This window comes from Kitasatospora sp. NPDC001664 (assembly GCF_053596675.1).
Genome location: NZ_JBSFGS010000002.1, coordinates 249375 through 273826, shown reverse-complemented (window position 1 = coordinate 273826; position 24452 = coordinate 249375). Strand labels below are relative to the sequence as shown.

At 72.5% G+C, this 24452-nt stretch carries 11 protein-coding genes and 2 pseudogenes; 4 read left to right on the top strand and 9 right to left on the bottom strand.

What is annotated here, in order from left to right; genetic code table 11:
* Nucleotides 1-87 precede the first annotated feature (87 nt).
* The 9 genes and pseudogenes from ACWCYY_RS03590 to ACWCYY_RS03550 all read right to left on the bottom strand — a co-directional run.
* Nucleotides 88-504: pseudogene (locus ACWCYY_RS03590) on the bottom strand (NPCBM/NEW2 domain-containing protein); the annotation flags it as partial.
* A 39-nt stretch (nt 505-543) separates the two neighbouring features.
* Nucleotides 544-2154 (bottom strand): annotated as a pseudogene (locus ACWCYY_RS03585) (NPCBM/NEW2 domain-containing protein); the annotation flags it as partial.
* A 316-nt stretch (nt 2155-2470) separates the two neighbouring features.
* Nucleotides 2471-6601 carry a beta-galactosidase gene (locus ACWCYY_RS03580; RefSeq protein WP_449794959.1) on the bottom strand — a complete coding sequence of 1377 codons (4131 nt, stop codon included), beginning with the start codon at nt 6599-6601 and terminating at the stop codon, nt 2471-2473.
* 92 nt (nt 6602-6693) lie between these two features.
* Nucleotides 6694-9660: an AAA family ATPase gene (locus tag ACWCYY_RS03575; protein WP_449795119.1), complete on the bottom strand. Its 2967-nt coding sequence runs from the start codon at nt 9658-9660 to the stop codon at nt 6694-6696.
* Nucleotides 9661-9739: 79 nt separating this feature from the next.
* The gene (locus ACWCYY_RS03570) at nt 9740-10771 is read right to left on the bottom strand and encodes an ABC transporter permease (protein ID WP_345283057.1); all 1032 of its coding nucleotides are present in this window, start codon (nt 10769-10771) and stop codon (nt 9740-9742) included.
* On the bottom strand, nt 10768-12345 hold the full coding sequence (locus ACWCYY_RS03565) for a sugar ABC transporter ATP-binding protein (protein ID WP_345283055.1): 1578 nt from the start codon (nt 12343-12345) through the stop codon (nt 10768-10770). The genes ACWCYY_RS03570 and ACWCYY_RS03565 overlap by 4 nt, the downstream gene beginning before the upstream one ends.
* 77 nt (nt 12346-12422) lie before the next feature.
* Nucleotides 12423-13472, bottom strand: coding sequence for a substrate-binding domain-containing protein (locus tag ACWCYY_RS03560; protein WP_345283053.1), 1050 nt, complete (start codon nt 13470-13472; stop codon nt 12423-12425).
* Nucleotides 13473-13756: 284 nt separating this feature from the next.
* A complete protein-coding gene (locus ACWCYY_RS03555; protein WP_449794958.1) occupies nt 13757-14908 on the bottom strand; it encodes an ROK family protein in 1152 nt (383 codons plus the stop codon).
* On the bottom strand, nt 14905-15417 hold the full coding sequence (locus ACWCYY_RS03550; protein WP_345283049.1) for an ATP-binding protein: 513 nt from the start codon (nt 15415-15417) through the stop codon (nt 14905-14907). Before ACWCYY_RS03550 ends, ACWCYY_RS03555 begins: the two co-directional genes overlap by 4 nt.
* Nucleotides 15418-15856: 439 nt before the next feature.
* Here ACWCYY_RS03550 and ACWCYY_RS03545 point away from each other — a divergent pair, with 439 nt between their 5' ends.
* The 4 genes from ACWCYY_RS03545 to ACWCYY_RS03530 all read left to right on the top strand — a co-directional run bounded on the left by ACWCYY_RS03545 (nt 15857) and on the right by ACWCYY_RS03530 (nt 24446).
* Nucleotides 15857-18358, top strand: a complete 2502-nt coding sequence (locus tag ACWCYY_RS03545) for a ricin-type beta-trefoil lectin domain protein (RefSeq protein WP_449794957.1) — start codon at nt 15857-15859, stop codon at nt 18356-18358.
* A 272-nt stretch (nt 18359-18630) separates the two neighbouring features.
* Nucleotides 18631-20466 carry an alpha-galactosidase gene (locus tag ACWCYY_RS03540; RefSeq protein WP_449794956.1) on the top strand — a complete coding sequence of 612 codons (1836 nt, stop codon included), beginning with the start codon at nt 18631-18633 and terminating at the stop codon, nt 20464-20466.
* Nucleotides 20467-20548: 82 nt separating this feature from the next.
* Nucleotides 20549-22699, top strand: a complete 2151-nt coding sequence (locus tag ACWCYY_RS03535) for an NPCBM/NEW2 domain-containing protein (protein ID WP_449794955.1) — start codon at nt 20549-20551, stop codon at nt 22697-22699.
* Between the two features lie 130 nt (nt 22700-22829).
* Nucleotides 22830-24446, top strand: coding sequence for a peptide ABC transporter substrate-binding protein (locus ACWCYY_RS03530; protein ID WP_449794954.1), 1617 nt, complete (start codon nt 22830-22832; stop codon nt 24444-24446).
* Nucleotides 24447-24452: the final 6 nt, after the last annotated feature.

Here is a 24452-nt window from a genome sequence, read left to right as displayed (position 1 = left end):
CCGTTCCGGCGCAATGCCGCCGTTGCGCCGGGACCGGCCCGTCGCACTCCCCGCCGAGGAGGCGCGACGGGCCGGTCCGTGGACGGGTCAGGCGCAGACGATCTCCGGCGATCCCCAGTCGGCGTGGTCGTACTGGGTGTCGTCACCGCCGTCGGTCACCTGGAGGGAGAGGGCGAAGACCCCGTCGAGCGGGACGGTCAGCCGGACGGGTCCGTCCGCACCGGTGAGCAGGCCGCTGTCGGCGGCCGTCCGGCCGTCCGTGAGGATCCGGAACACCGCCGAGCCCTTGGCCTGCACCTCGTCGTCGATGCCGACCTCGACGGTCAGCGAGCTGCACGCCCCGCCGAGGTAGTAGGTCACCGCCGAGAGGGAGTTGACGCCCAGTCCCTTCGGGTAGAGCTTGCCGTTGACCTTCAGCGGGGCGCCGTCGCCGGCCTTCTTCTCGCCGTTGCTGCGGTCGTGCTCGACCGGGCCCCAGCCGTTGCTCGCGGAGGTCGCGGTCCGGTCGCCGAGGGCTTGGACGCCGGGGACCGCGGCGGTGCCGCAGCGCAGCCGCGGGTTGCCCCAGTCGGCGTGCGCGGCGCCCGTACCGCCCGGGGAGGTGGCGATCAGGCGCAGGTCCTCAGCACCCGTCAGGTCCGCGGTCAGCCGCATCGGGGGCTGCCCGGCCGTGCGCCAGCCGCTGTCGGCGACCACGGTGCTGTCGCGGTAGATCCGGAAGACGGCCGAGCCGGTGGCGTCCTCGTCGTCGACGCCGACGTCGACGGTGAGGCCGTGGCAGGTCCCGCCGAGGTGGAAGCGGACGTCGGACTCGGCCGCCGTCCCGAGGCCGCGCCGGAAGGCGGTGCCGCCGACGGTCAGCGGCTGCCCGTCCCCGGCCGCCGGGCCGCCGTTGCTGTGGTCGCGCTCGACCGGCCCGTTCGCGTTGTACGCCACCGTCCAGGCCAGGTCGCCCAGTTGGTGGTCCCCGGCGGCCATGTCGGCGGGCTGCTCGGGGGTGATCCGGTACATCACGGTGCCGTGGGCGGGGACGGTGGCGCTGATCTCGCCGCTCGACGTGCCGGTCTCCTTGGACCACAGGTCCTTCAGCCGGTACGAGGAGGCCCCGCCGATCCCGGCCGCCTCGGCGGTGGTGGCGACGGTGCGGGCGGTGTCGGTCTCGTTGGTGAGGGTCACCGAACGGCCGCCGTCCGCCAGCGGCTTGCTCATCACCACCAGGCCGCCGTCCTCGGCGATGACCACGCCCTGCCGACCGAGCGGGTCCTGGTCGACGGCTATCACGTCCGCGTTCTTGAGGATCTCGTACGTCGCCGGGGTCGCGGTCCGCAGGTCGGCCCCGATCAGCAGGGGTGCGGCCATCTGGGCCCAGAGGCTGAAGTGGGTGCGGTACTCGGTGTCGGTCATGCCGCCGTTGCCGACCTCCAGCATGTCGGGGTCGTTCCAGGAGCCCGGGCTCGCGTAGGGGGCGAGGCTCTGGTTGAGGTGGGCGATGTTGAGCATGCTGCCCCAGCTGTCGCCGATGTCGTAGGTGGTGCGCCAGGAGTTCCCGACGCCCCGGGCCCAGGTCCAGGGCTGGCTCGTCCCCCACTCGCAGATGCTGTAGAGGATCGGGCGGCCGGTGTTCCGGAGGGCGTTGCCCATGTCCTCGTAGCGCTTCCGCGCGTCGACCTTCTGGTTGTTGCAGTTGTCGTACTTCAGGTAGTCCACGCCCCAGGAGGCCCACAGGTCGGCGTCCTGCTGCTCGTGGCCGAGCCCGCCGGGGAAGCCCTTGCCGTCGCAGGTCTTGGTCCCGGCGCTGGAGTAGATGCCGAACTTGAGGCCCTTGGCGTGCACGTAGTCGGCCACCGCCTTGATGCCGTTCGGGAAGCGCACCGGGTCGGCGACCAGGTCTCCGGCCGCGTTGCGGCTGGGCAGCGCCCAGCAGTCGTCCAGGTTGACGTAGGTGTAGCCCGCCTCGCGCAGGCCCTGCGAGACGAACAGGTCGGCGATGCCGCGCACCATCGACTCGTTGAACTCCGCACGGCAGTGCGTGGAGTTCCAGTTGTTGAAGCCCATCTGCGGCGTCGGGGTGAGGCCGTTCTGGCTCGCCGCGGCCGGGGCCGCGGTCACCAGATCGAAGCCGACCGCGCCGACGGCGGCGAGCGAGCCGCCCATCAGGGCGAGGGTGACGGCCAGGCCGGTGCCTCTGTGTCGGAGCATGCGCAAGGAAGCCCTCCCAGGGCGTTCGGAACACGATCGGACCGAATCCAACAGAACCGAGCAGGGATGAGCGTCGGGTCGATCCGGCTGCCACGTCAAGGAACTCGACCGCCGCTCCGCCCAATCGCCGCACTGGGCCGGATTTCGCCAAATGCCTTGCTCGGCGAGCGATCTGATGCATCGTCAGATCGACGGCCCGGGTCCGGACGTGCCGGAGCAGGCCGGGTGGTCGCGCCACCCGGCCTGCCCGGTGTTCAGTGCTGGTCAGGTGTCAGGAGCACCGCACCTTGGCGTCGGCCCAGTCGGCGTGGTCCCCGCTGCTGCTGCCGTCAGCGTTCTCCACCCGGAGCCGGAGCAGGTCCGCACCGGTGGTGTTCACGTCCACGGTGGCCGCCCGGCCGCTGCCGAGCAGCGTCGGGGAGTCGGTCCGCCAGGTGTTGTCCGCCCAGACCTTGAAGACCACCGAGCCGCTGCTGCCCACCTCGTCGTCGACCCCGACGGTCGCGGTGAAGCGGCTGCACCGCCCGCCGAGGTAGAGCACCACCTCGCTGGTGGCGTGGACGCCGAGGCCGCCGGCGTAGCCGACGCCGTCCACCTTGAGCGGCCTGCCGTCCCCCGCCTTGTCGTCGCCGTTGCTCCGGTCCCGTTCGACCGGTCCGTAGCCGTTCTGCTCGGCCAGGAACGGCAGGGTGCTGACGGAGGTCTCCCCGGTCGGGGCGCGCAGACCGGCGGCCGGGTTCGCCACCGTCCTGGCGTCGGTCAGCTGCCGGGGCGAACTCCCCTGCCGGAAGGCCGCGGTGACGTCGATCCGGGTGAAGGCGGGGAGCGTCCCGGCGGGGGCGGTGACGTTCCAGGAGGCGGTCAGCGAACCGCCCGCCGCGATGCTCGCGCCGGTGGCGCCGACGGGCTGCGTCGTCCAGCCGGACGGCACGCCCAGCGTGAGCGCCAGCTCGGAGGCGGTCGGCTGCCCGGCCGGCACCGAGAAGGTCGCCGACACCGGGAAGGTGGCCGAGGCGGCCACGGCGTCCGGGGCGGCGAGCACCAGCCCGGCGGTCGCGGGCGCCGGATCGGCCTGGGCGGCGTCGTAGCCGGGCCCGGTCACCGGGGCCGGGGCCAGCGGGGAGACGGTGCTGCCCAGGTTCTCCAGACTGACCGCGCCCAGGCCCCCGTTGGTCTTCTCCTCGTTCCACAGGGCGATCGCGATGGTGTTCGCGCCGTGCGGGTCCAGGATGCCGTTGGGGAGCGCGAAGACGTGCTGCGGTCCCTTGTGGTTGATGTAGGTGCCGAGCAGCCACCCGTTGAGGTAGATCAGCGCCCGGTACTTGCGGGCCGGGTCGTCGGTGATCTTCAGCCCGACCGACGTGTCCTGCCCCGTCGGCAGGTTCAGGGTGGCCGTGGTCCGGTACCAGGAGACACCGGGCGTGGTGTCGCGGGTGGTGAGGGCGGTGTCCGCCCAGGCGGCGTCCGGGAACCCGGGCAGGGTCCAGCCGGCCCGCTCACCGTGCAGGCCGCCGGTGTTCATCGGGCCGCGCGCGGTGTCGGTCAGCTCCTCGCCGCCCTTGGCGCCCTGGATCCGCCAAGTGATCGACGGGCCGGAGGAGTTGCCGACGAAGGCGCCGGTGAGGCCGCGCGCCTCCTTGTTGTTGTCGTTCATGCCGGGGTTCTGGTTGTGGCCGTTGTTGGCGGCCAGCACCGACAGCACGTTGTCCCCGGTGGCCTTCAGCAGCCCGGCCGGGAAGGTCCACTTGCGGATGGCGTCGCCGGAGCTGCCGAGGAAGGTGCCGTTCAGCCAGAGCGAGTACACCCCGCCGCTGCCGGGCTGGGCGAAGAGGGTGACGGAGTCCGTCCCGGCACCGGCCTTGAACCGGCCCCGGTACCAGACCTCGCCGTAGTGGTAGCCGTAGTCGTCGGAGAACAGCACCGGCAGCGTGGCGGGCTTGGTGACGCTCTGGGAGGACGCCTTGTCCGCGACCTTCCAGGAGGAGTCGTCGAACTCGGGCTGCGCCTCCGGGGATCCGGCCGCGTGCTTCCACCCGGTGAGCGCGGGAAGCACGACCTGGGCGGGGCCGGGCAGTTCGCCCCCGGCCCGGGCGCCGGGGCCCGGCTGTCCGGTCAGCGCGGCACCGTTGAAGGTGACCGGGCCGGAGCCGTCGGCGAAGACCTCCACCGGCTGGGCCGAGCCGCTGTCGCCGGTCAGGTCGAGGCGGCCGGACTGCACGGCGGCGGTGCGCAGCAGGTCGCTGCCGTACACCAGCACGGGGCCGTTCGCGGTGTCGGCCCGCCAGAACTTCCCGGCGGCCCGGTCGTCGCCCAGCAGCAGCAACAACGGCCGGGGGCCGCCGGTGACCAGCACGCGGGCCAGGCCGTCGTGGACGTAGTTCAGCCGGAGGTCTCCGGTGGCGGCGTCCCAGGTCTGCTCGACCGCACCGGCCAGCACCTGGACGGTGGGGCGCTGCGGATAGTTCAGGACGGTCTCGCCGGCCTGCCCGGGGCGGCCGTACAGCACCGCGACGTCCCGGCCGCCGATCGCCGCGTGGGTCATGATCTCCGAGGTGGAGTACTGGAGTTGGGCCTCGCCGAGGCGGTAGTCGGCGACCAGGGTCCGGGAGTCGCGGCCGGCCAGGGTGATGGCGGTGCCGGGCTTCTGCGGGACGGTGGGGTAGACCCGGGCGGTGGTGGTGTCGACGGCGTCGACCGAGAGGGCGGTGCCGATCGCAGCGGGGTTCTTGCCGCCGCTCACCACGAGCTTCAACTCGTGCGCGCCGTCGGTGAGTCCGTCTTTGGCGAAGAGCACCTGCCCCTTGACCTCGGGGCTGCCGTAGGCGTCCACCGAGGCGGCCTTCGCACCGTCCACGTACACGTCGGCGATGCCGTGGTTGGCGGCCAGGGAGCCGATCCAGCGCACGGAGCTGCCGGTGAACGGCACGGTGAGGCTGTCGCCGGCCTTGAACGAGAAGGACTCGGTGTGCTGGTACTCCCCCGCCGTGTAGGGGACTTCGGCCCCGACGTGCTGCCAGGCCCCGGTGTACCGGATCCGGCTGTCGGCGTCGTCGAAGGCGTAGCCGAGGTGGTTGCCGCTGAGCTTGAGCGACAGGCCGGTGGAGTCGGTGGCGGCCGAGGTGGAGTCGGTGTGCCGCAGCACGTGGAACTGGGTGCGGGTGTCGGGGTTGAGCCGGACGGTGCCGGTGACCGCCGGGTTGCTGAGCACGCTCGGGGGTGCGGGGTCGGTCTTGGTGATCGGCTCGACGCTCTGCAGGAAGGAGCCGATCAGCTTGTCCTCCCGGTACCGGTCGGTGAGCTGCCGGGACTCGGTGATCGCAGCGCCGTAGTCGTAGGAGGTGTAGGTGCCGGAGACCGCCTGGCGGCCCCAGTTGGTGCCGCCGTAGAGCATGTAGAGGCTCTGCAGGGTGGCGCCGGCCGCGATGTTGTTCTTGTAGAAGACCGAGGCGAAGTCCGCCCCCATCTTCTCCCGGCACTTGTCGCCGTCGGCCCCGCCCCAGTAGTTGATCGAGCCGCCCTGGAACTCGGGGATGTAGAGCGGCTTCCCGGGGCGGCGGTAGCCCGCCAGGTCGGCCTGCACCGGCTTCCAGGCCGGGTCCTTGCAGTCGAAGCCGAGCGGGTACTTGTCGACGCCGTCGATGTCGAGCGCGCCGGTGCCCTCGTTGTAGGACTTGTAGTCGGCGGGATTGGCGTTGAAGTGGATGTGATTGCCCGTCAGCGGGACGGTGATGCCGTCGGCGCGGGCCTTGTCCCGCAGGTGGGCCACGTAGCCGCGGTCCGCCTCGGTGTACTGGTAGAACTCGTTCTCCACCTGGTAGGCGATCACCGTGCCGGTGCCGTTCTCCAGCTGGTGGCGGGCCAGGATCGGGTTGATGTGGTCGAACCACTCGTCCACGTCCGCCAGGTGGGCGGGGTCGGTGGTCTTCTCCCGCCCGGGCCTGACGTCCAGCCAGGCGGGGTAGCCGCCGCCGTCCACCTCGGCCTGGATGTAGGGGCCGGGGCGGGCGATGACGTAGATGCCGACCTCCTCGGCGATGTCGAGCAGCTTGTCGACGTCGCGCACGCCGGTGAAGTCGTAGACGCCCTTCTTCGGCGAGTGGTACGCCCAGTCGAAGTAGAGCGAGACGGCGTTGAAGCCGCCGGACTTCATCTTCTGCAGGACGTCGCGCCACAGGTCCGGGCTGGGGAGCCGGAAGTAGTGGAACTCCCCCGCCCAGACGTAGGTGCGCTTGCCGTCGATGGTGAGCGAGTAGCCGTCGTAGGCCACGTCGTGCGGGGTGCTGGCGGTCGGCGGGGTGGGTGCGGGCGCGTCCGCGACGGCCGTCACGGTGCCGGTGACGCCGCCGACTGCCAGGGCGAGGCTGACCAACAGGGCGAGTGCCCTGGGGCCGGTTCTGCTCATCGGGTCTCCTGGGGGAGGAGGGGTGGGTGGGGGAACGTCGAACCGACGGAATCGCACAGACTCCGACGGATTCGAACGAGCTGGATGCATGGTCAGGCGTGGGGCGGCAGGGCCGGAAGGGAATCCGCGGCTTTCCGTTCGATCTCGGGCAATTCCCCGGACCGCAGCTCCGCGCGGGTCACCCCGAGCTTGCCGAGCACCTTGGCGACGTGGTGCTCGGCGGTCCTCGGCGAGAGCGCGAGGGCACCGGCGATCTGCCGGTTGCCGGCGCCGTCGGCCACCAGCAGGGCCACCTCCCGCTCACGGGGCGAGAGGTGACCGCCCTCGCCGCGACGGGCGCGCGGCACCGCCGCCGGACGGCCGCTTGCCCGCAGCATCCGGCGGCACCGGGCGGCGTCGGCCGTGGCTCCGAGGCGGGTGAGGACCTCGAGCGCGCGGCGCACGGCGGTGTCGGCGTCCGCGGCCCGGCCCAGTCCGAGCAGGACGGCCGCCGTCTCCTCGGCGGCCAGCGCCCGCTGGTACTCCCGGCCGATCGCGCCGTAGCGGGCCCCGGCCTCGACCAGCAGGGTCACCGCGGCCCGGGGGTCGTCCGCGGCGCCGAGCAGCCCGCGGGCCAGCACGAGCTCCGCGTCCACCCCCGGCGTGTCCAGGCCCTCGACCCCGCGGGCGGCGTCGGCGACGATCCCCTCCGCCTCCTCGCGCAGGCCGCAGGCGAGCGCGGCCCGGACCGCGACCGGCAGCAGGCCGGTGGCCCAACTCCACTGACCGTTACGGCGACTGGCCTCGACCGTCGGCCGGACGGCGGCCCAGGCCGCGGTGTCGGCGCCCTCCAGCAGCTCCAGCCTGCCCAGCAGGGCCGCGGCGATGCGGCGCGGCACACCGTCGGGCGGCTCCGACCGGCCGCCCCGGGGCGGGAGGGCCCGACGGGCAGCGGCCCAGCGGCCCCGGGCGGTGTCCAGCGCCGCGCGGACCGCGAGGGCCTCCAGCCGCAGGCCGCCGTGCCCGTCGAGCCGCGGCAGCAGCGCCTCGATCCGGCCGTCCAGCCCGTCCCACCGGCCGGCCTCGAGGTCGAGCTGCAACTCCAGCGCCAGCCCGGCCAGTTGGACCAGCTGATGGCCGGAACGCCCGGCTGCCGCGACCGCCTCCTGCTGACGCGCCCGGGCCCGGTCGTCACGCCCCCGGGCCCAGGCACCCACCGCCGCGAGGTGCAGGCCCCGGGCCCGTTCGCGCTCGATCCTCCGGTCCGGACTCCGCTCCGTGCCGTGGCCCGGCAGCCGCAGTCCGGTGCCTCGCAGCCGCGCCACCAGCCCCGGTCCGCCCGGGTCGCCGAACGCCTCCGCCACCGCGACCCGGCCCACCAGCACGACGGTGCGGGCGAGTTCGTCCTCGCACCGGGCCGCCGCGGCGGCGGCGCGCGCCAAGTCCGCGACGGCCCGCTCGCGAGAGCCCGGGCCCCGGAGCACGCCGACGGCGGCGAGCTCCGCCAGGGCGACGGCCGCCGGGCCGGGCCGGTCCACCAGGTCGGCGGCCGTCTGCTCCAACTCCGCGAGCAGGGCGGCGGGATCGCCCGGGCCGAGAGCCCGGGCCCGGCAGAGGCCGAGCCGCAGCTCCCCCCTGACTCCGGCGGGCCGGGCCCGGTCCGCCGCCAACCGGCGCAGCAGCTCGGCCCCGTCGGCCGTGCCGGCCCGGTACTGGGAGATCCGGGCGAGCGTCAGGGCGTGGGCGGTCCGGTCGGCCTTGGACAGGGTCGGCTCGGCGAGCAGGTCCCGCAGCAGGACGGCGGCGGCCCCGTCGTCCCCGGACTCCACGGCACGGTGGGCGGCCGCCCCGGCCGTGGTGATCCAGGCCGCGACGTCACCCGTCCGCCGGACGTGGTGGGCGGTGCGCAGCAGGGCGGGAGCCCCGTGGCCGGAGAGCACCTCGGCGGCCCGGGCGTGCAACCGCACCCGCTGCGGAGCCGGGATCGCCTCGTAGGCCGCCCGCCGGGCCAGCACGTGGCGGAAGCCGTAGCGGCCCGGGTCCGTCTCCATCAGGAGGCCGACCGCCAGGGCCGCGGTCAGGGCCGGATCGGTCTCGCCCTCCGGGAGCCGGGCGACCGCGCCGAGCAGGTCCTCGTCGGCGGGCAGGCCGAGCACGGCGGCGGCCCGGACGACCGCGGCGGCCGACGGGGCGAGCCGGGCGGTCCGTTCGGCGACGAGCTCCCGCACGGCGCGCGGCGCCCGGTCGGAGGCCCGCGGGCGGCCCGGCACCTGATGGACCGTCAGCTCCCCCAGCACCTCCTCGACGGCCAGCGGAAGACCGCCGCTGCACTCGTACAGCTGACGGACCAGCGCCCCGGTGGCGGCCGGGCCGAGGACGGACACCGCCAGGTCGCGGACCTGCGGCTCGGTCAACGCGGCGAGCGCGATCTCCGTCCCGCCGACCCCGACCGGGCGCCGGTAGGGGACGCCGAGCACGTTGCCGTGGCCGGGCAGCTCGCCGGCCCGGTAGCTGAGCACCAGGCGGAGCTGCGCCGGTGGGTTTCGGGCCAGCAGCACCAGGAGTTCGCGGGTGTCGTCGTCCGCCCACTGCAGGTCCTCCACCAGGAGGGCGACCGGGCCGAGCAGGCGCAGCAACTCGTGGACGGCGCGCATCAGTTGCTGACGGTGGGTGCCCACCCCGGCCGGCCGCTGACCGGCCGCCAGCTGACCGGCCGGATCACCGACCGCGCCGGGAAGGTACCCGGCGAGCGGAGCGGTGACCTGGCCGAACCGGGTGTCGGCCGGGAGGAGCTGCGGCGCGTCCCGCAGCGCCTCCAGGACGGCCCCGAAGGCGGGCGGCTCGCGCAGCGGATGGCACCCGCCCCGGAGCACCGCGAGGCCGACGGCCTCCAGCCCGGGCACGGCCTCGCGGAGCAGACGGGACTTCCCGCTGCCCGCCTCGCCCTCGACCAGGACGACGGCAGGCCCGTCCTGCGCGGCGGCCAGCAGCCGGGCGAGCTCCGCCTCCCGGCCCACGAAGGCGAATCCTCCGGTGGTGCGGCGGTCCGTCGGGGCCTCGGGTCGGTCGGGGCCTGGCATCGTCACGCACGCTTCCGTAGCTCGGTCGGCAGGCCCTGAGGACCGGTGGTTCGGGGGCACCACCGGGCCTCAGGGAGCATCAGGCGGGCAGGCCGACGGCGCGTTCGCCGCTGCGGCGCTGCTGGATGACGACGGCGATCACCAGGAGGGCGCCCTGGGCGACGTTCTGCCAGAAGGAGTTGATGCCCTGGACGGTGAGGCCGTTCTCCAGCGCGCCGAGCAGCGCGACGGCGAGCAGGGTGCCACCCACCGTGCCCTTGCCGCCCTTGAGAGCGGCCCCGCCGAGGGCGGCGGCGGTGATCGCCTTGAGCTCCAACCCCTCGCTGCCGGAGACGGGTTGGCCGGAGCCGGTGCGGGCGGTGAGCAGGATGCCGGCCACGGCCGCGACGGTGCCGATCAGGGCGTAGACGGCGATCAGGTACTTGTTGATGTTGATGCCGGCCAGCCGGGCGGCGGTGTCGTTGCCACCGACGGCGTAGAGGTTGCGGCCGATGTCGGTGTACTTGAGCAGCACGTGCACGGCGACGGCGGTGAGGATCAGGATCCACACCATCACCGGCAGTCCGGCGATCCGGCCGCGGCCGAGGAAGACGAACACGCCGTCGTTCAGCACGTAGCCCTGGGCCCGGCCGCCGGACAGGAGTTGGGCCAGGCCCTTGTACGCGGCCAGCCCGGCCAGGGTGGCGATGGTGGGGTTGACCCGGCCGTAGACGATGACGGCGCCGTTGAGCAGGCCGACCGTGATGCCGACGACGACGGCGACGGCCATGCCGAGGTAGGCGTTGCCGCCGGTGGTGGTGAAGGCCATCGCGGAGACCACCGAGGCGACGCCGGCCTGCGAGCCGACCGAGATGTCCAGGCCGCCGCAGATGATCACGACGGTCTGGACGATGGCGAGCAGGCCGGTGATGGTGGCGGCCTCGGCGATCACCTGCATGTTGGTGAGGCTGAGGTAGTTGTCGTTCAGCGTCCCGAACAGGGCGAGGACCACGACCAGGGCGCCGATCAGGCTGAGGTTCTGGCCGCCGACGGAGGCCAGGACGGCCAGCCGGCCCTCGGCGGGGCCAGCGTGCGCGCCCACGGCCGGCGGGGTCTTGGTGGTGGTGCTCATGCGGGTGCTCCAGGGGTGTGGGCGGGGGCGATGTCGTCGGCCATGGCGAGCTGGAGGATGGCCTCCTCGGTGGCTTCGGCGCGGTCGAGTTCGCCGGTGATCCGGCCGTTCTGCATGACCACGATCCGGTCGGCCAGGCCGAGCACCTCGGGGAGTTCGGAGGAGATCACCAGGACGGCGACGCCTTCGGCGGCCAGGTCGGCGATGATCCGGTAGATCTCCGCCTTGGCGCCGATGTCGATGCCGCGGGTGGGCTCGTCCAGGATCAGCAGCTTCGGTTTGCGGGCCAGCCAGCGGGCCAGCACCACCTTCTGCTGGTTGCCGCCGGACAGCTTGCGCACCTCGTGCTCGATCGAGGGGGTGCGCACCCGCAGCCGGTCGGTGAACTCCTGGGCCAGCGCCCGTTCCTGGCGCCGCCGGACGAAGCGGAAGCGGCACAGCCGCTCCAGCACCACCAGCGTGGTGTTGTCGCGGATGGTGCGGTGCAGGAACAGCGCCTGGGCCTTGCGCTCCTCGGGCGCGAGCCCGAGTCCGGCGGCGATGGCGTCGCCGGGGCGGCCGGGGCGCAGCCGCACGCCGTCGAGGGTGGCGGTGCCGGAGCGGACGGGGAGGTCACCGGCCAGCGCGAGGGCCAGCTCGGAGCGCCCCGCGCCGATCAGCCCGGCCAGGCCGACCACTTCGCCCGCGTGGACCTTGAGGTCGATGCCGCGCACGGCGTCGGTGGTCAGGCCGCGGACGTCCAGCACGAGGCGTTCGGTGGCGACCCGGGTGCGGGAGAACATCGAGGTCAGGTCGCGGCCGACCATCAGGCGCACCAGGTCGCCCTCGCTGGTGGTGGCGGCGTCCTGCACTCCGGCCAGCGCGCCGTCCCGCAACACGGCGATGCGGTCGGCGAGTTGGAAGATCTCCTGCATCCGGTGCGAGACGTAGACCACGGCCACGCCCTGGTCGCGCAGGCGGCGGATCAGGGCGAACAGCGCCTCCACCTCGTGCTCGGAGAGCGAGGAGGTGGGTTCGTCGAAGGCGATCACCTTCGCCTCGCCGGTCAGCGCCCGCAGGATCTCCACCAACTGGCGTTGTGCGGGGGTGAGTCGGGAGCCGAGCAGGTCCGGGTCGAGGACCTTCTCGAAGCCCAGGCGCTTCAGGTCGGCGGTGATCCGGCGGCGCAGCTCGGCCCGGTCCAGGCGGCGGCCGGCCTTGCGGGGCAGGGCGCCGGCGTAGACGTTCTCGGCGACCGAGACGTGCGGGATGATCTCCGGCTCCTGCGGGATGATCCTGATGCCCAGGCGGCGGGCGTCGGTCGGCGAGGCCAGCCGGACCGGCCGGCCGTCCAGGACCACGCCGCCTTCGGTGGGCTGGTGGTCGCCGGTGAGGATCTTCAGCAGGGTGGACTTGCCGGCCCCGTTCTCCCCCATGAGTGCCGTCACCTGACCGGCCGGGAAGTCCAGGGTGACCCCCTCCAGGGCCCGCACCGCACCGAAGCGCTTGGAGAGGAGCCGCACCCCGGCGCTGCCGGAGGTCTGCGGGGCGGTCGGCGGTCGGGGGTCCGGGTTGGTTTCGCGGGCTCTGCTCATCGTGGTCGCCTTCGGTCGTGCGGGAGGGTCCGAGGGCCCGCTCCCCGGGGAGGGGGAACGGGCCGACTGAGAGGGCGTCAGCTGCAGCTGACCCCGGCGGACTTCCAGGTCGTGGCGTCGACCATGGTGGTGGAGGCGAACGCCTCCTTCGGGAAGTCCTTGCCGTTCTTGAGGCGGTCGTACATGGTCTGCACCGCCAGGGCTCCGACCTCCTTGCCGTTGATGAACAGCGCGGCCTTCATCCCCGAGGGCTTGTCGCCGCCCCAGTTCTTGCAGGCCAGATAGGCGCCCAGGCCGACGCCGATGACGTTGTCGGCCTTGAAGCCGGCGTTCTCCAGCGCCGTCACCCCGCCCTGCACGTTCTCGTCGTTGCAGCCCCAGACCACCCAGTTCTTGACGCTGCGGTTGGCCGTCACGGTCGCGGCGATCTTGTCCTGGGCGCCGGTGGGGGTGTTGTCGGTCGCCACGTCGATGTTCTGCACGCCGGGGACGGCGGCGGTGAAGGCGGCCTTGGCGGCCTTCACCCGGTCACCGCAGACGGTGACGTCCTGCTTCCAGGCGGAGACCGTCCGGGTCTCGGCCGGGTTCCACCCCGCCTTCTTGAACTCCTCGGCGGCCCGCTTGCCGACCTCGCCGCCCATCTGCTGCCCGGAGAAGCCGATCCGGGCGACCAGGTCGTCCTTGGCGCAGGCCGCCGGGTCGGGGCCACTGGCACAGATCTGGTCGTCGGAGGTGAGCAGCGCCACCTTGGCGTCCTTCGCGGCCTGCACCACCTGCGGGCCGACGGCCGGGTCCGGCACCACGATGATCAGGCCGTTGCTCTTCTGCGCGACGGCCGCCTGCACCTCGCTGACGGTCTTGTTGGCGTCGCTGCCCAGGTTCACGACCTTGAGGTCGACGCCGAGCTCGGCCGCCTTGGCCCGTGCTCCGGCGGCCTCACCGACGAAGTACTCCTGGTCGCCCTGCTTCTGCAGGTACGTCATCGAGATCTTGCCGCTGACCGGCGAGACCTGGGCCTCGCCCGAGCCGGCCTGCCCGCCGGTCGAACCGGTCGAACACGCGGTGGTCAGGCCGAGGCCGAGCAGCAGGACGGCTGCGGCGGCGGTGCGGCTGGGGGTTCTGGACATGAGGTGCTCCTTCAGGATGAATCCCACAGGACCAAACATTTCCCTACGGGATGCAACATATGACAGCGGCGTGAATCGCCGAGGTCAAGCAACTTCCGCAGTCGAGATCAGCTTGTGACCAATGGGCCGATGATGCGTCAACCACGGTGTGGGAATGGCAAGTTGGTGCGCGTCGACCAGCGCCCGATCACGTACGGAGGGGCCGTCGGAGCAGCGCTGATCGCGCGCCCGGCCCACCGGAATGCGTACGGAAAAACCATCAGATCCAAACAGCTGAAGAACCGTCAAGGCACGGAGGCGCAATCGGTTCCAATGGACGGTTTCTGACGGGAGAGCACCAGGTGCACCCCGCCCAGCCGGACGGCCCGGTCGCCCAGGGTGGAGCACCTCACCGGCACGGGCTGCGACTCCCCGCCCGGCAGTGCCCGCAATGCCGCCGCCAACGGTGCGGCGAGCCCGTCGTCGGGGTCCGCGAGCGCACCGCCGAGCACCACCACGGACGGGTCGTACAGCAGCGCCGCCGTGGTCACCACCTCCACCACCAGCCGGGCGCCCTCCCCTCCCGGCGGGGGCGACTGCCCGCCCGGAGGCCGCAGGTACGCGTCCAGGCAGCCCCGGCGGCCGCAGCGGCAGAGCGCACCGTCCGGCCGGACCACCACGTGGCCCAGGCTCCCGGCCCGCCCGGTCGGCCCCCGGTGGAGCACCCCGCCGAGGACGACGCCCATCTCGACCCGGTCGGTCCAGGTGACGTGCAGCAGGCTGTGCGCACCCGCCGCCCCGCCCTCGGCGTGCTCCGCGAGCGCGGCGAGCGCCGCGCCGCCGACCACCTCGACCGGGACGCGCCAGCGCTGCCGCAGCAGGTGGACCAGGGTGGCCGGCCACTGCTCGGCCGACTGCCCCGCCGCCTCCGGGTACGTCCGCGGGCCGACGGTGAGGACGACTCCGGTCAGCAGCTCGGGACCTGACGAGGTGTCGGCCAGCACGCCCTCGGTGCAGTCCAGCACGGCCTGCGCCACCGCCTGCCGGGACAGCCCCGGCGGAAGGTCCACCCACCGCTGCGCCAGGGCGAGTTGGCTCCGGCTCCCGACCATGACGGCCAGGTGGCGCGGGCCCAGCTCGACGGCCAGCGCGGTGCCCGCCGCCGGATTGAAGGAGACCAGCGAGGGGCGGCGGCCGGCCCGGCCCAGGATCACCGGCCGCTGGACGACCAGCCCCCGCTCCTCCAGTTCGACCACCAGGCTGGACACCGTGGTCGGCGAGAGCTCGCTGCGCCGGGCGAGCATCTGACGGGTCGCCGGGCCGTACCGCCGCAGCAGGTGCAGCAGCAACGCCCGGTGGGTGGCCCGCCGGAACGCCTGGCCCCGTTCGGGCAGCCGCGCCCCACCGCCCGGCCCCGGGCCGGATCCCGGACCGGAGCCCGGGCCGACGGCCGTCATCGGACGGTCCCGCAACGAGCGAGGTCGGCCGGCTCCAGACGCACCAGGACCTCGACCACGGTGCCGTCCGGCCCGGTGGCCACCACGCAGCGGTCGACCAGGCCCCGGACCAGACCGAGGCCCCGTCCGCACCGGACGGCGTCGTCGGCCTGGCTGTGCCGCGGCTCGAACCGCTGCAGCCACCGCCCGCGGTCGCGCACCACCATCCGCAGACCGCCCGGGCCCAGGTCGACCAGCACCGCGACCGAACGGCTCCCGCTGTGCAGGACCGCGTTGGTCGCCAGCTCGCTGACGATCAGACAGGCGGTGTACCCGGTGCCCTCGGACAGCCCCTGCCAGCGGGCCCAGGTCCGGACGAAGCCGCGCAGCCGGGGCACCGAGGCCGGGCCCGCCCCGGCGGCGCAGACCGCCCGGCCGAGTGCGCGGTGCACGGTGGCCGGACCGGTGGCGGGCGCGACGGTGACGACCGGCCCGAGGGCGGCCGCGTCGGTGATGAGGATGGGGGGCATGGCGCTCTCCCGGGTCTGTGCTCCCCGGTCGCGGGCACGCCGGAGCCGCGCCGTGGAGGCGCACGAGGTTCCGATGTCCGGTGCCGCGGGGGGCGGTTCGGGCAGGTGATGTCCCTGCGGATGCGCCGGGAGGACCGATCCGGGAGGAGTGTTCCAAAGGGCCGGTTCCTCCGGTGCTCCTCCATGAAAGCCCCGCAGGTCCGCCCCGTTCCACTGCTTCCGGTGCCTTTTTCCGGTGTCGTTTCCGTCTCGGGTAGGGGTTCACCGGGTAGTGGGTAGCGCTCGGATGGGTAGTGCGGGCCCGGGCTCGCCGTTCCGTTGACTCCCGTGCGGCGAGCGATGTTTCATGTTCGAAACGGCGTTGACTTCTGTTTGATATTGAGCCGATCCGGCCGTCTCGCCGACCCCACCCATGCCGCCATCCTCCCGAGGATCCCCCATGCTCAGAACCGGTAGACCGCTGCTCTCCCGCCTCCCGCGCGCACCGCTCGGCCTGCTGGCGGCCTCGCTCGCCCTCGCGCCCGTGCTCGCGCCCGCACCCGCGACCGCGACCGCGGCGGCCCTCGCGCAGACCACCATCACCGTCGACGGCTCCAGCCCCGGCCGGACCTTCGACGGCATCGGGGCGATCAGCGGCGGGGGCGGCAACACCCGCCTGCTGACCGACTACCCCGCCGCGCAGCAACAGCAGATCCTCGACTACCTGTTCAAGCCCGGCTACGGCGCGAACCTGCAGATCCTCAAGGTCGAGATCGGCGGCGACACCAACTCCACGGACGGCTCCGAGTCCAGCCACATGCGGACCCCCACCGCGGTCAACTGCACCACCGGGTACGAGTGGTGGATGATGCGGCAGGCCAAGCAGCGCAACCCGGACATCAAGCTCGCCGCGCTCAGCTGGGGAGCACCGGGGTGGGTCGGCGGCGGCGACTTCTGGTCCACCGACACCATCCACTACCTGACCAGCTGGCTCGGCTGCGCCGCGCAGCAGGGCCTGACCGTCGACTACCTCGGCGGCTGGAACGAGAACGCCTACAACACCGGCTGGTTCAAGGAGTTGCGCGCCGCCCTGGACGCCTCCGGCAACGCCCACGTCCGGACCGTGGTCTCGGACGACTGGGGAGCCGGCGCCTGGAAGGTGGCGACCGACGTCCTCGCCGATCCCGGCTTCGCCGACGCCGTCTCGGTGATCAGCGCCCACTACCCCTGCGAGGGCGGCAACGGCGGGGGCGGCAACGGCGGCGGGGCGCGCTCCTGCCCGGTCGACGCGGCCGCGCTCGACTCCGGCAAGCCGCTCTGGGCCGGTGAGAACGGCTCGCAGGACCTCACCTCGGGGGCCGCACCGCTGATCCGCACCTTCACCCGCGGCTACATCGACGGCCGGCTGACCGCCCACCTCAACTGGCCCGCCGTCGCGGCGGTCTACCCGAACCAGCCCTACAACACCGTCGGCCTGGTGATGGCCCATCAGCCCGCCTCCGGCGCCTACACGGTGGGCAAGAACACCTGGGCCACCGCACAGGTCACCCAATTCACCGCGCCCGGCTGGAAGTTCCTCGACCAGGGCTCCGGCTACCTGCGCGGCACCACGGACAGCGGCAGCTACGTGACCCTGCGGTCACCCGGCGGCTCCGACTACTCCACCGTCATCGAGACCACCACCGCGACCACCCCGCAGACCGTCCGGCTCGACGTCTCCCACGGACTCTCCAGCGGCCCGGTGCACGTCTGGACCACCGACGTCAACGACCTCAACTCCCCCACCAACATGGTGCACTTGGCCGATCTCACCCCCGTCGACGGCTCCTACGCACTGACCGTCGAGCCCGGCCACGTCTACACCCTGACCACCACCACCGGGCAGGGCAGGGCCGTCACCACACCCCCGAGGCCCGCCACCATCCCGCTCCCGTACGCCGACGACTTCGACGGGACCGAGCTCGACCAGCAGCCCCGCTACCTCTCCCAGCAGCAGGGCGCCTACGAGGCCACCCCGTGCGCCGGCGGCCGCCCCGGACGCTGCCTCACCCAGCGGGCACCGGCCAAGCCGATCGTCTGGAACGAGAACCACGACGTCGACCACCCCTACACCATGGGCGGCGACCTGAGCTGGGCCGACTACACCGTCGCCGCCGACGCGCTGCTCCAGCAGGCCGGCTCCGTCCGGCTGATGGCCCGCACCGGCTACCAGGGCTGGCACCCCGCCTACGTCGACTCCTACGCCCTGGAGCTGTCCGACACCGGGGACTGGTCGATCGTCCGCTCCACCAAGGAACGGGGCGAACGCACCGTCCTGGCGCACGGCACCGTCCCCGCCGTCGGCACGGACCGTTGGCACCGCCTGGCGCTGACCGCCTCCGGCTCGACGCTCACCGCCGCCGTCGACGGCAGCACGGTCGGATCGGCCACCGACACCGCCTTCACCACCGGCATGATCGGCCTGAGCGCCGACGGCTACCACGCCGACCAGTTCGACAACCTGACGGTCACTCCGCTCGGCTCGCCCACCGCCACCACCGGCCCGGTCGAGCTCACCCACTGGGACAACAACGTGGTCGGCTGCCTCGACGGCAACGGACCGACCGACCCGGACGGCACCGCCGTGCGGACCGAACCCTGCGACGGCAGCGGCCCGCAGCAGTGGACCGTGGGCACCGACCGGACGGTCCGCGTCGGCGGCAAATGCCTGGACGTCTACCGGGGCGGCCCGGCCCGGGGCTCCAAGGTGGTCCTCTGGGACTGCCACGGCGGCACCAACCAGGAGTGGATCCCCCAGATCGGCACCCTGTACAACCCGGCCTCCGGCCGGTGCCTTCACCTCCCCACCGCCGAGGAGCCCGGCAAGCCCGGCTACCGGATCGTCGCCGGCACCGGGCTGACCATTTCCGAGTGCAAGCAGGGCGACCCGCGCCAGCGGTTCGCCCCGCACCGGGCCCGGTGAATCCGGGGAATTCCATCCCGGAAAAACCCGGCCATTGGAACGGTCCCAGAACCCCCATTGTCGCAATGACGGGAATTCAACGGCCGCAATCCGCACCCTTTTCCTCATGGGCCTTGACGGAAATCCTTAACAGGGATTTCATGTGCTCCATTCCATTTGGACATGTTGATTCTTGACGGCTTCGGACCGTCCCCCCAGACACGCGTCCGAACCCCGAGGTCGACCCACGCCGCTCACAACCCCCACCCCCCACCCCCACCCAGGGAGTCCCGATGAGCCGTCACCCCCACCCCGGCGCCACCAGACGCCGCCGAGCCACCACCACCCTCGCGGCCGCCGCCGCCCTGCTCGGCTCCGTCGCCGGCGTCCAGCTCGGCACCGCCCCCGGGGCCACGGCCGCCGCCAACGGGGCCGCCCTCACCCCGCCGATGGGCTGGAACACCTGGAACACCTTCGGCTGCAACATCAGCGAGAAGCTGATCAAGGAAACCGCCGATGCCATGGCCAAGCCGGGCGGGTTGAAGGACGCCCACTACGAGTACGTCATCATCGACGACTGCTGGTTCAACCCCGACCGCGACGCCAGCGGCAAGCTGCAGGGGGACCCGGTCCGGTTCCCCAGCGGCATGAAGGCCCTCGGCGACTACCTCCACGGCAAGGGGCTCAAGTTCGGCATCTACCAGGTGCCCACCGATCTGACCTGCGCCCAGCGCAGCGGCTACGGGAAGGGGACCGCCGGCACCGGCACCGGGAGTCAGGGGCACGAGAGGACGGACGCCGAGACCTTCGCGGAGTGGGGCGTCGACTACCTGAAGTACGACTGGTGCAAGGGGACCTCGGACGTCGAGGAGCAGAAGCAGAAGTTCGCCCTCATGCGCGACGAACTGGCCAGGGCCACCGCCAAGTTCGCCACCGACAACGGGAAGGCCGAGCGTCGGATCGTCTACAGCATCAACCCCAACTCGTACTTCAAGCAGGACGCCGGGGCGACCGTCGACTGGTCCTCCATCGCCAACCTCTGGCGGACGACGGAGGACATCAAGAACGCTTGGAGGAGCGGCCCGGACGACACGCGCTACGGCTTGGGCGCCCTGGACATCACCCACGTCACCGGCCCGCTCGGTGCGCAGACCGGCCCGGGCCACTGGAACGACCCCGACATGCTCGAAGTCGGCGTCACCAAGGACGGCCGGAGCCTGACCCCGGCCGAGGCGCGCAGCCACATGTCCCTGTGGGCCCAGATGGCCGCGCCCCTGATCGCCGGCAACGACATCAGGGCGATGATGGCCGACCCCCTGACGGTCAGCGCCGAGGTCGCGGCGGCCAACGAGGACGCCAGGAAGGTCCTCACCAACGAGAAGCTGATCAGCATCGACCAGGACAGCCTCGGCAAGGCGGCCCGGATCGTCACCGACTCCGCCACCCAGGTGCTGACGGTCCGTGAACTCGCGGGCGGCGACCGGTCGGTGACCCTCACCAACACCGCCGACACGACCGCCACCGTGACCACCTCGGCCGCCGAGCTCGGCATCGCCGGGGCGCCCACCTACACCGTCAGTGACGTGTGGGCCCCCGACGGCACCCCCTCCACCACCACGACCGGTGCGCTCTCCGCGACCCTGGCCCCGCACGCCACCGCCCTGTACCGCATCACCCCCAACGGCACGGTCAGCCCCGACCAGGCGGCCCCGACCACCGGCACCTACGACATCACCTCCGCGGCCAGCCCCTCGCAGGTCCTCGACAACAGCGGCTCGTCCAGCAACGGCAAGCAGCTGATCACCTGGGAGCGCAAGCGCAACGCCAACCAGGAGTGGATCCTCACCGCCAACGGCGACAGCAGCTACAGCGTCAAGCACAAGACCACCGGCAAGTGCCTCGACATCGACAACGCCTCCAAGACGGCCGGCGCGAAGGTCATCCAGTACACCTGCAACGGCCAGAACAACCAGAAGTTCACCCTCACCCCCGACGGCGCCGACAGGTACAAGCTGATCGCCAAGCACAGCGGCCTCGCCCTCACCCCCTCCGGAACCACCAACGGCGCACTCCTCACCCAGCAGGCCCCCGCCGCGGCCCAGAGCTGGACCTTCATCAAGACCGGCTGATCGGCACCACCCCGCACGGCGGGCGGGCGAGGCCCTGAGACGGCGCCTCGCCCGCCCGCCACCCCCACCGATCGGACCGCACATGCCGCGTCGCCGCTCCACCCTCCTCCGCCGCCTGACCGCCACCGCCTACGCCGCCCTCCTGGCCACCAGCCCGCTGCTGGCCACCGCCGCCTTCCAGCTGGCCACCGCCCCTCCCGCCGCCGCGCTCGACAACAGGCTCGGACGCACTCCGCAGATGGGCTGGAACAGCTGGAACGCCTTCCGCTGCAACATCGACGAAAGCAAGATCAAGGCCGCCGCCGACGCGATCGTCGACAAGGGCCTCAAGGGCGCCGGCTACCAGTACGTCAACATCGACGACTGCTGGCAGGCCCCCGGCCGGGACGCGGACGGCGCCCTCCAGCCCCATCCCACCCGCTTCCCCTCCGGTATCAAGGACCTCGCCAACTACGTCCACGGCAAGGGCCTCAAGCTCGGCCTCTACGCCACCCCCGGAAGCCGTACCTGCGCCAACATCTGGGACAGCTACCCGGGACAGCTCGGCAGCCTCGGGCACGAGACGCAGGACGCCCGGTCCTTCGCCGACTGGGGCATCGACTACCTCAAGTACGACTGGTGCAGGGCCGACGAGGACGGCGTCAACGCCGAACAGGCGTTCAGCACCATGCGCGACGCCCTCGACGCCACCGGGCGCCCCGTGTTCTTCAGCATCCACCGCGAGGCCCAGCAGCCCGTCGACCCCTGGCGCCCGGCCGTCGCCAACTCCTGGCGCACCACGCCGGACATCGGCAACAGCTGGTCCAGCATGATCAGCACCGCCCACAGCAACCAACCGCTCGCCCACCTCGCCCGGCCCGGCGCGTGGAACGACCCCGACATGCTCCAGATCGGCAACGGGAAGCTCACCCCCGCGGAGTCCCGCACCCACCTCAGCCTGTGGGCCGAGATGGCGGCTCCCCTGCTGCTGGGCAACAACCTGGCCACCGCGGACGCCGCCACGGTCGACCTCCTGAAGAACCCCGACATCCTCGCCGTCGACCAGGACCCGCTCGGCCAACAGGGCACCGTCGTCTCCGACACCGGCGGCCTGGTGGTCATGACCAAGCCCCTCGCCGATGGCGCCCGGGCCGTCACCCTCACCAACGAGACCCTCACCGCCGCGACCGTCTCCACCACCGCCGAGGCGATCGGCCTCGGCGGCGCCACCGGCCACCAGCTCGAGGAGCTGTGGTCCAAGGCCGTCACCTCGACGACCACCGGGACGATCAGCGCGCAGGTCGCCCCGCACGACACGGTGGTCTACAGGGTCACCCCCGCCTCCCGGGTCGCGCCCACCACCGGCCTGCACCAGCTCTCCGACCTCGTGTGGTCCGCCCCGCCGGCCGGCGGCTGGGGCCCCACCGAGCGCAATCTCAGCAACGGCGAGCAGGGCAGCCTCGACGGCCGCACGATGTCCATCGGCGGGGCCAAGTTCGCCAAGGGCCTCGGCACCCACGCGAACTCCGACATCTCCTACTTCCTCGGCGGCAGCTGCACCTCCCTGACCACGACCGTCGGCATCGACGACGAGGTCGGCAACCGCGGGAAGGTCGCCTTCCAGGTCCTGCTGGACGGCGCCAAGGTCGCCGACAGCGGCACCCTCACCGGCGCCGACGCAGCCAAGCCCCTGACCGCCGACCTCACCGGCGGCCAGCAGCTCACCCTGCGCGTCACCGACGGCGGCGACGGCCTCTGGTACGACCACGCCGACTGGGCCGACGCCCGGATCTCCTGCGGCCACGGCCCCGCCGCCGGCGCCAGCTCCGTCTCCGACCTGACCCCGCAGTACGCCGTCAACGGCTACGGCCGGCCGGAGCACGACAGGAGCAACGGCGGGTCGGCGACCGGCGACGGCGCACCGTTGAAGATCGGCGGCACCACGTACGCCAAGGGCCTCGGCACCCACGCGAGCTCCGAGATCACCTACTTCCTCGGCGGCACCTGCACCTCCCTGACCACGACCGTCGGCATCGACGACGAGGTCGGCAACCGAGGCACCGTCACCTTCCAGGTCCTGCTGGACGGCGTCAAGGTCGCCGACAGCGGCACCCTCACCGGCGCCGACGCCCCCAAGCCCCTCACCGCCGACCTCACCGGCGGCCAGCAGCTCACCCTGCTGGTCACCGACGCCGGCGACAAGAACGCCTACGACCACGCCGACTGGGCCGGGCCCACCGTCACCTGCACCTGACCCCTCGTCAACAGCCGTACCCGGCCCCGTTGCCGCGCCGCCCATCCGGGCGGGCGGCGACGGGGCCTCATTCGGCCGCCGGTGCCGTGCGGTGCTGCGCGTACAGTGGGTTCCGAGGGATGTGACTTCCATGAGGACAGCCCGTACGGCCAAGCTGGTCCTGGCCGCTGCGACGACCGTGGTCCTGCTGGCCACCGGCTGCGGTAACGGAGGCGGCGACAGCCCCAGCGACGCCGGCAAGACCTTCAGCTACCGGAGCAGCGAGCCGCAGAACCCCCTCCAGCCCGGGAACGCGAACGAGTCGGGTGGCAGCCGCATCCTGCAGACCCTCTTCAAAGGCCTGGTCGACTACTCCCCGTCCGACGCGAAGCTCCGGATGCAGGTGGCCGAGAAGATCGACACCAGTGACGCCCGGAGCTTCACCGTCACGCTGAAGACCGGCTGGACCTTCCACGACGGCACGCCCGTCCTGGCCAGGAACTTCGTCGACGCGTGGAACTGGGCCGCGACGACGACCAACAACCAGGTCAACAGCTCCTGGTTCTCCGACATCGAGGGCTACCGGGACGTCCACCCGGCGAGCGGCGCTCCGACCGCCTCCCGGATGTCCGGCCTGGCGGTCGTCGACGACACGCACTTCACCATCCAGCTGACCGACAAGGTGTCGTACTTCGAGTACAAGCTCGGCTACATCGCCTTCTCGCCGCTGCCGGACTCCTTCTACCGCGACCCGGCCGCCTTCGGTCAGCGGCCGGTCGGCAACGGGCCCTACCGGTTCGTCAGTTGGGACCACAACGCGCAGGTGGTCACCAAGGCGTACGCCGGCTACAAGGGCGCCGACCCGGCACGGAACGGCGGGGTGGTCTTCAAGATGTACAGCACCGCCGAGGCGGCGTACGCGGATCTGCAGTCCGACAACCTGGACGTGCTGGACCAGGTGCCGCCGTCGGCGCTGGCGAGCTACAAGAACGACCTCGGCGACCGGGCGGTCGACTCCCCGCAGGGCGCCATCCAGAACATCGGCTTCCCCCTCTACCGACCCGAGTGGTCCGGCGCCGAGAAGGCCGAGGTCCGCCAGGGCCTCTCCATGGCGATCGACCGCGACACCATCACCAAGACGGTGCTGCAGGGCTCCCGCAAGCCCGCCACCGCCTGGGTCGCGGAGGGCGTGGAGGGCTACGACGCAGCCGCCTGCGGCGAAGTCTGCACCTTCGACCCCATCAGGGCCCGGCAGTTGATCACCGAAGGCGGCGGCGTCCCCGGCAACAAGCTGACCATCACCTACAACGCCGACGGCGGCCACAAGGAGTGGGTCGACGCGGTCTGCAATTCGATCCGTCAGACCACCGGCGTGGACTGCGCGGGCGACCCGAAGACGGACTTCAAGACCGCCCGCGCCGCGATCACCGGACACACCGTCAGCGGCGCCTTCCGCACCGGCTGGGTGCAGGACTACCCGCTGAACGCCAACTTCCTCGCCGACGTCTACAAGACCGGCGCCGGGTCCAACGACACCGGCTACAGCAACCCGGAGTTCGACCGGTTGGCCACCCAGGCCGACCAGGCCGCCTCGGTCCAGAGCTCGGCCTCGGACTACCAGAAGGCCGAGCGGCTCCTCGCGCGGGACGTGCCCGCCATCCCGCTCTGGTACACCCGCACCACCTCGGGGTTCTCCACCCACGTCCAGAACGTGAAGTTCGACTCCTTCGGCAACCCGGTCTGGACCCAGGTCCAGGTCAAGGGCTGACGAACC

What these genes read in the sequence shown, in the direction of transcription:
- ACWCYY_RS03570 (WP_345283057.1), bottom strand. Translation starts at nt 10,771, where the DNA reads ATGAGCACCACCACCAAGACCCCGCCGGCCGTGGGCGCGCACGCTGGC.
- ACWCYY_RS03545 (WP_449794957.1), top strand. Translation starts at nt 15,857, where the DNA reads ATGCTCAGAACCGGTAGACCGCTGCTCTCCCGCCTCCCGCGCGCACCG.
- ACWCYY_RS03560 (WP_345283053.1), bottom strand. Translation starts at nt 13,472, where the DNA reads ATGTCCAGAACCCCCAGCCGCACCGCCGCCGCAGCCGTCCTGCTGCTC.
- ACWCYY_RS03530 (WP_449794954.1), top strand. Translation starts at nt 22,830, where the DNA reads ATGAGGACAGCCCGTACGGCCAAGCTGGTCCTGGCCGCTGCGACGACC.
- ACWCYY_RS03565 (WP_345283055.1), bottom strand. Translation starts at nt 12,345, where the DNA reads ATGAGCAGAGCCCGCGAAACCAACCCGGACCCCCGACCGCCGACCGCC.
- ACWCYY_RS03535 (WP_449794955.1), top strand. Translation starts at nt 20,549, where the DNA reads ATGCCGCGTCGCCGCTCCACCCTCCTCCGCCGCCTGACCGCCACCGCC.
- ACWCYY_RS03555 (WP_449794958.1), bottom strand. Translation starts at nt 14,908, where the DNA reads ATGACGGCCGTCGGCCCGGGCTCCGGTCCGGGATCCGGCCCGGGGCCG.
- ACWCYY_RS03550 (WP_345283049.1), bottom strand. Translation starts at nt 15,417, where the DNA reads ATGCCCCCCATCCTCATCACCGACGCGGCCGCCCTCGGGCCGGTCGTC.
- ACWCYY_RS03540 (WP_449794956.1), top strand. Translation starts at nt 18,631, where the DNA reads ATGAGCCGTCACCCCCACCCCGGCGCCACCAGACGCCGCCGAGCCACC.
- ACWCYY_RS03580 (WP_449794959.1), bottom strand. Translation starts at nt 6,601, where the DNA reads ATGAGCAGAACCGGCCCCAGGGCACTCGCCCTGTTGGTCAGCCTCGCC.
- ACWCYY_RS03575 (WP_449795119.1), bottom strand. Translation starts at nt 9,660, where the DNA reads ATGCCAGGCCCCGACCGACCCGAGGCCCCGACGGACCGCCGCACCACC.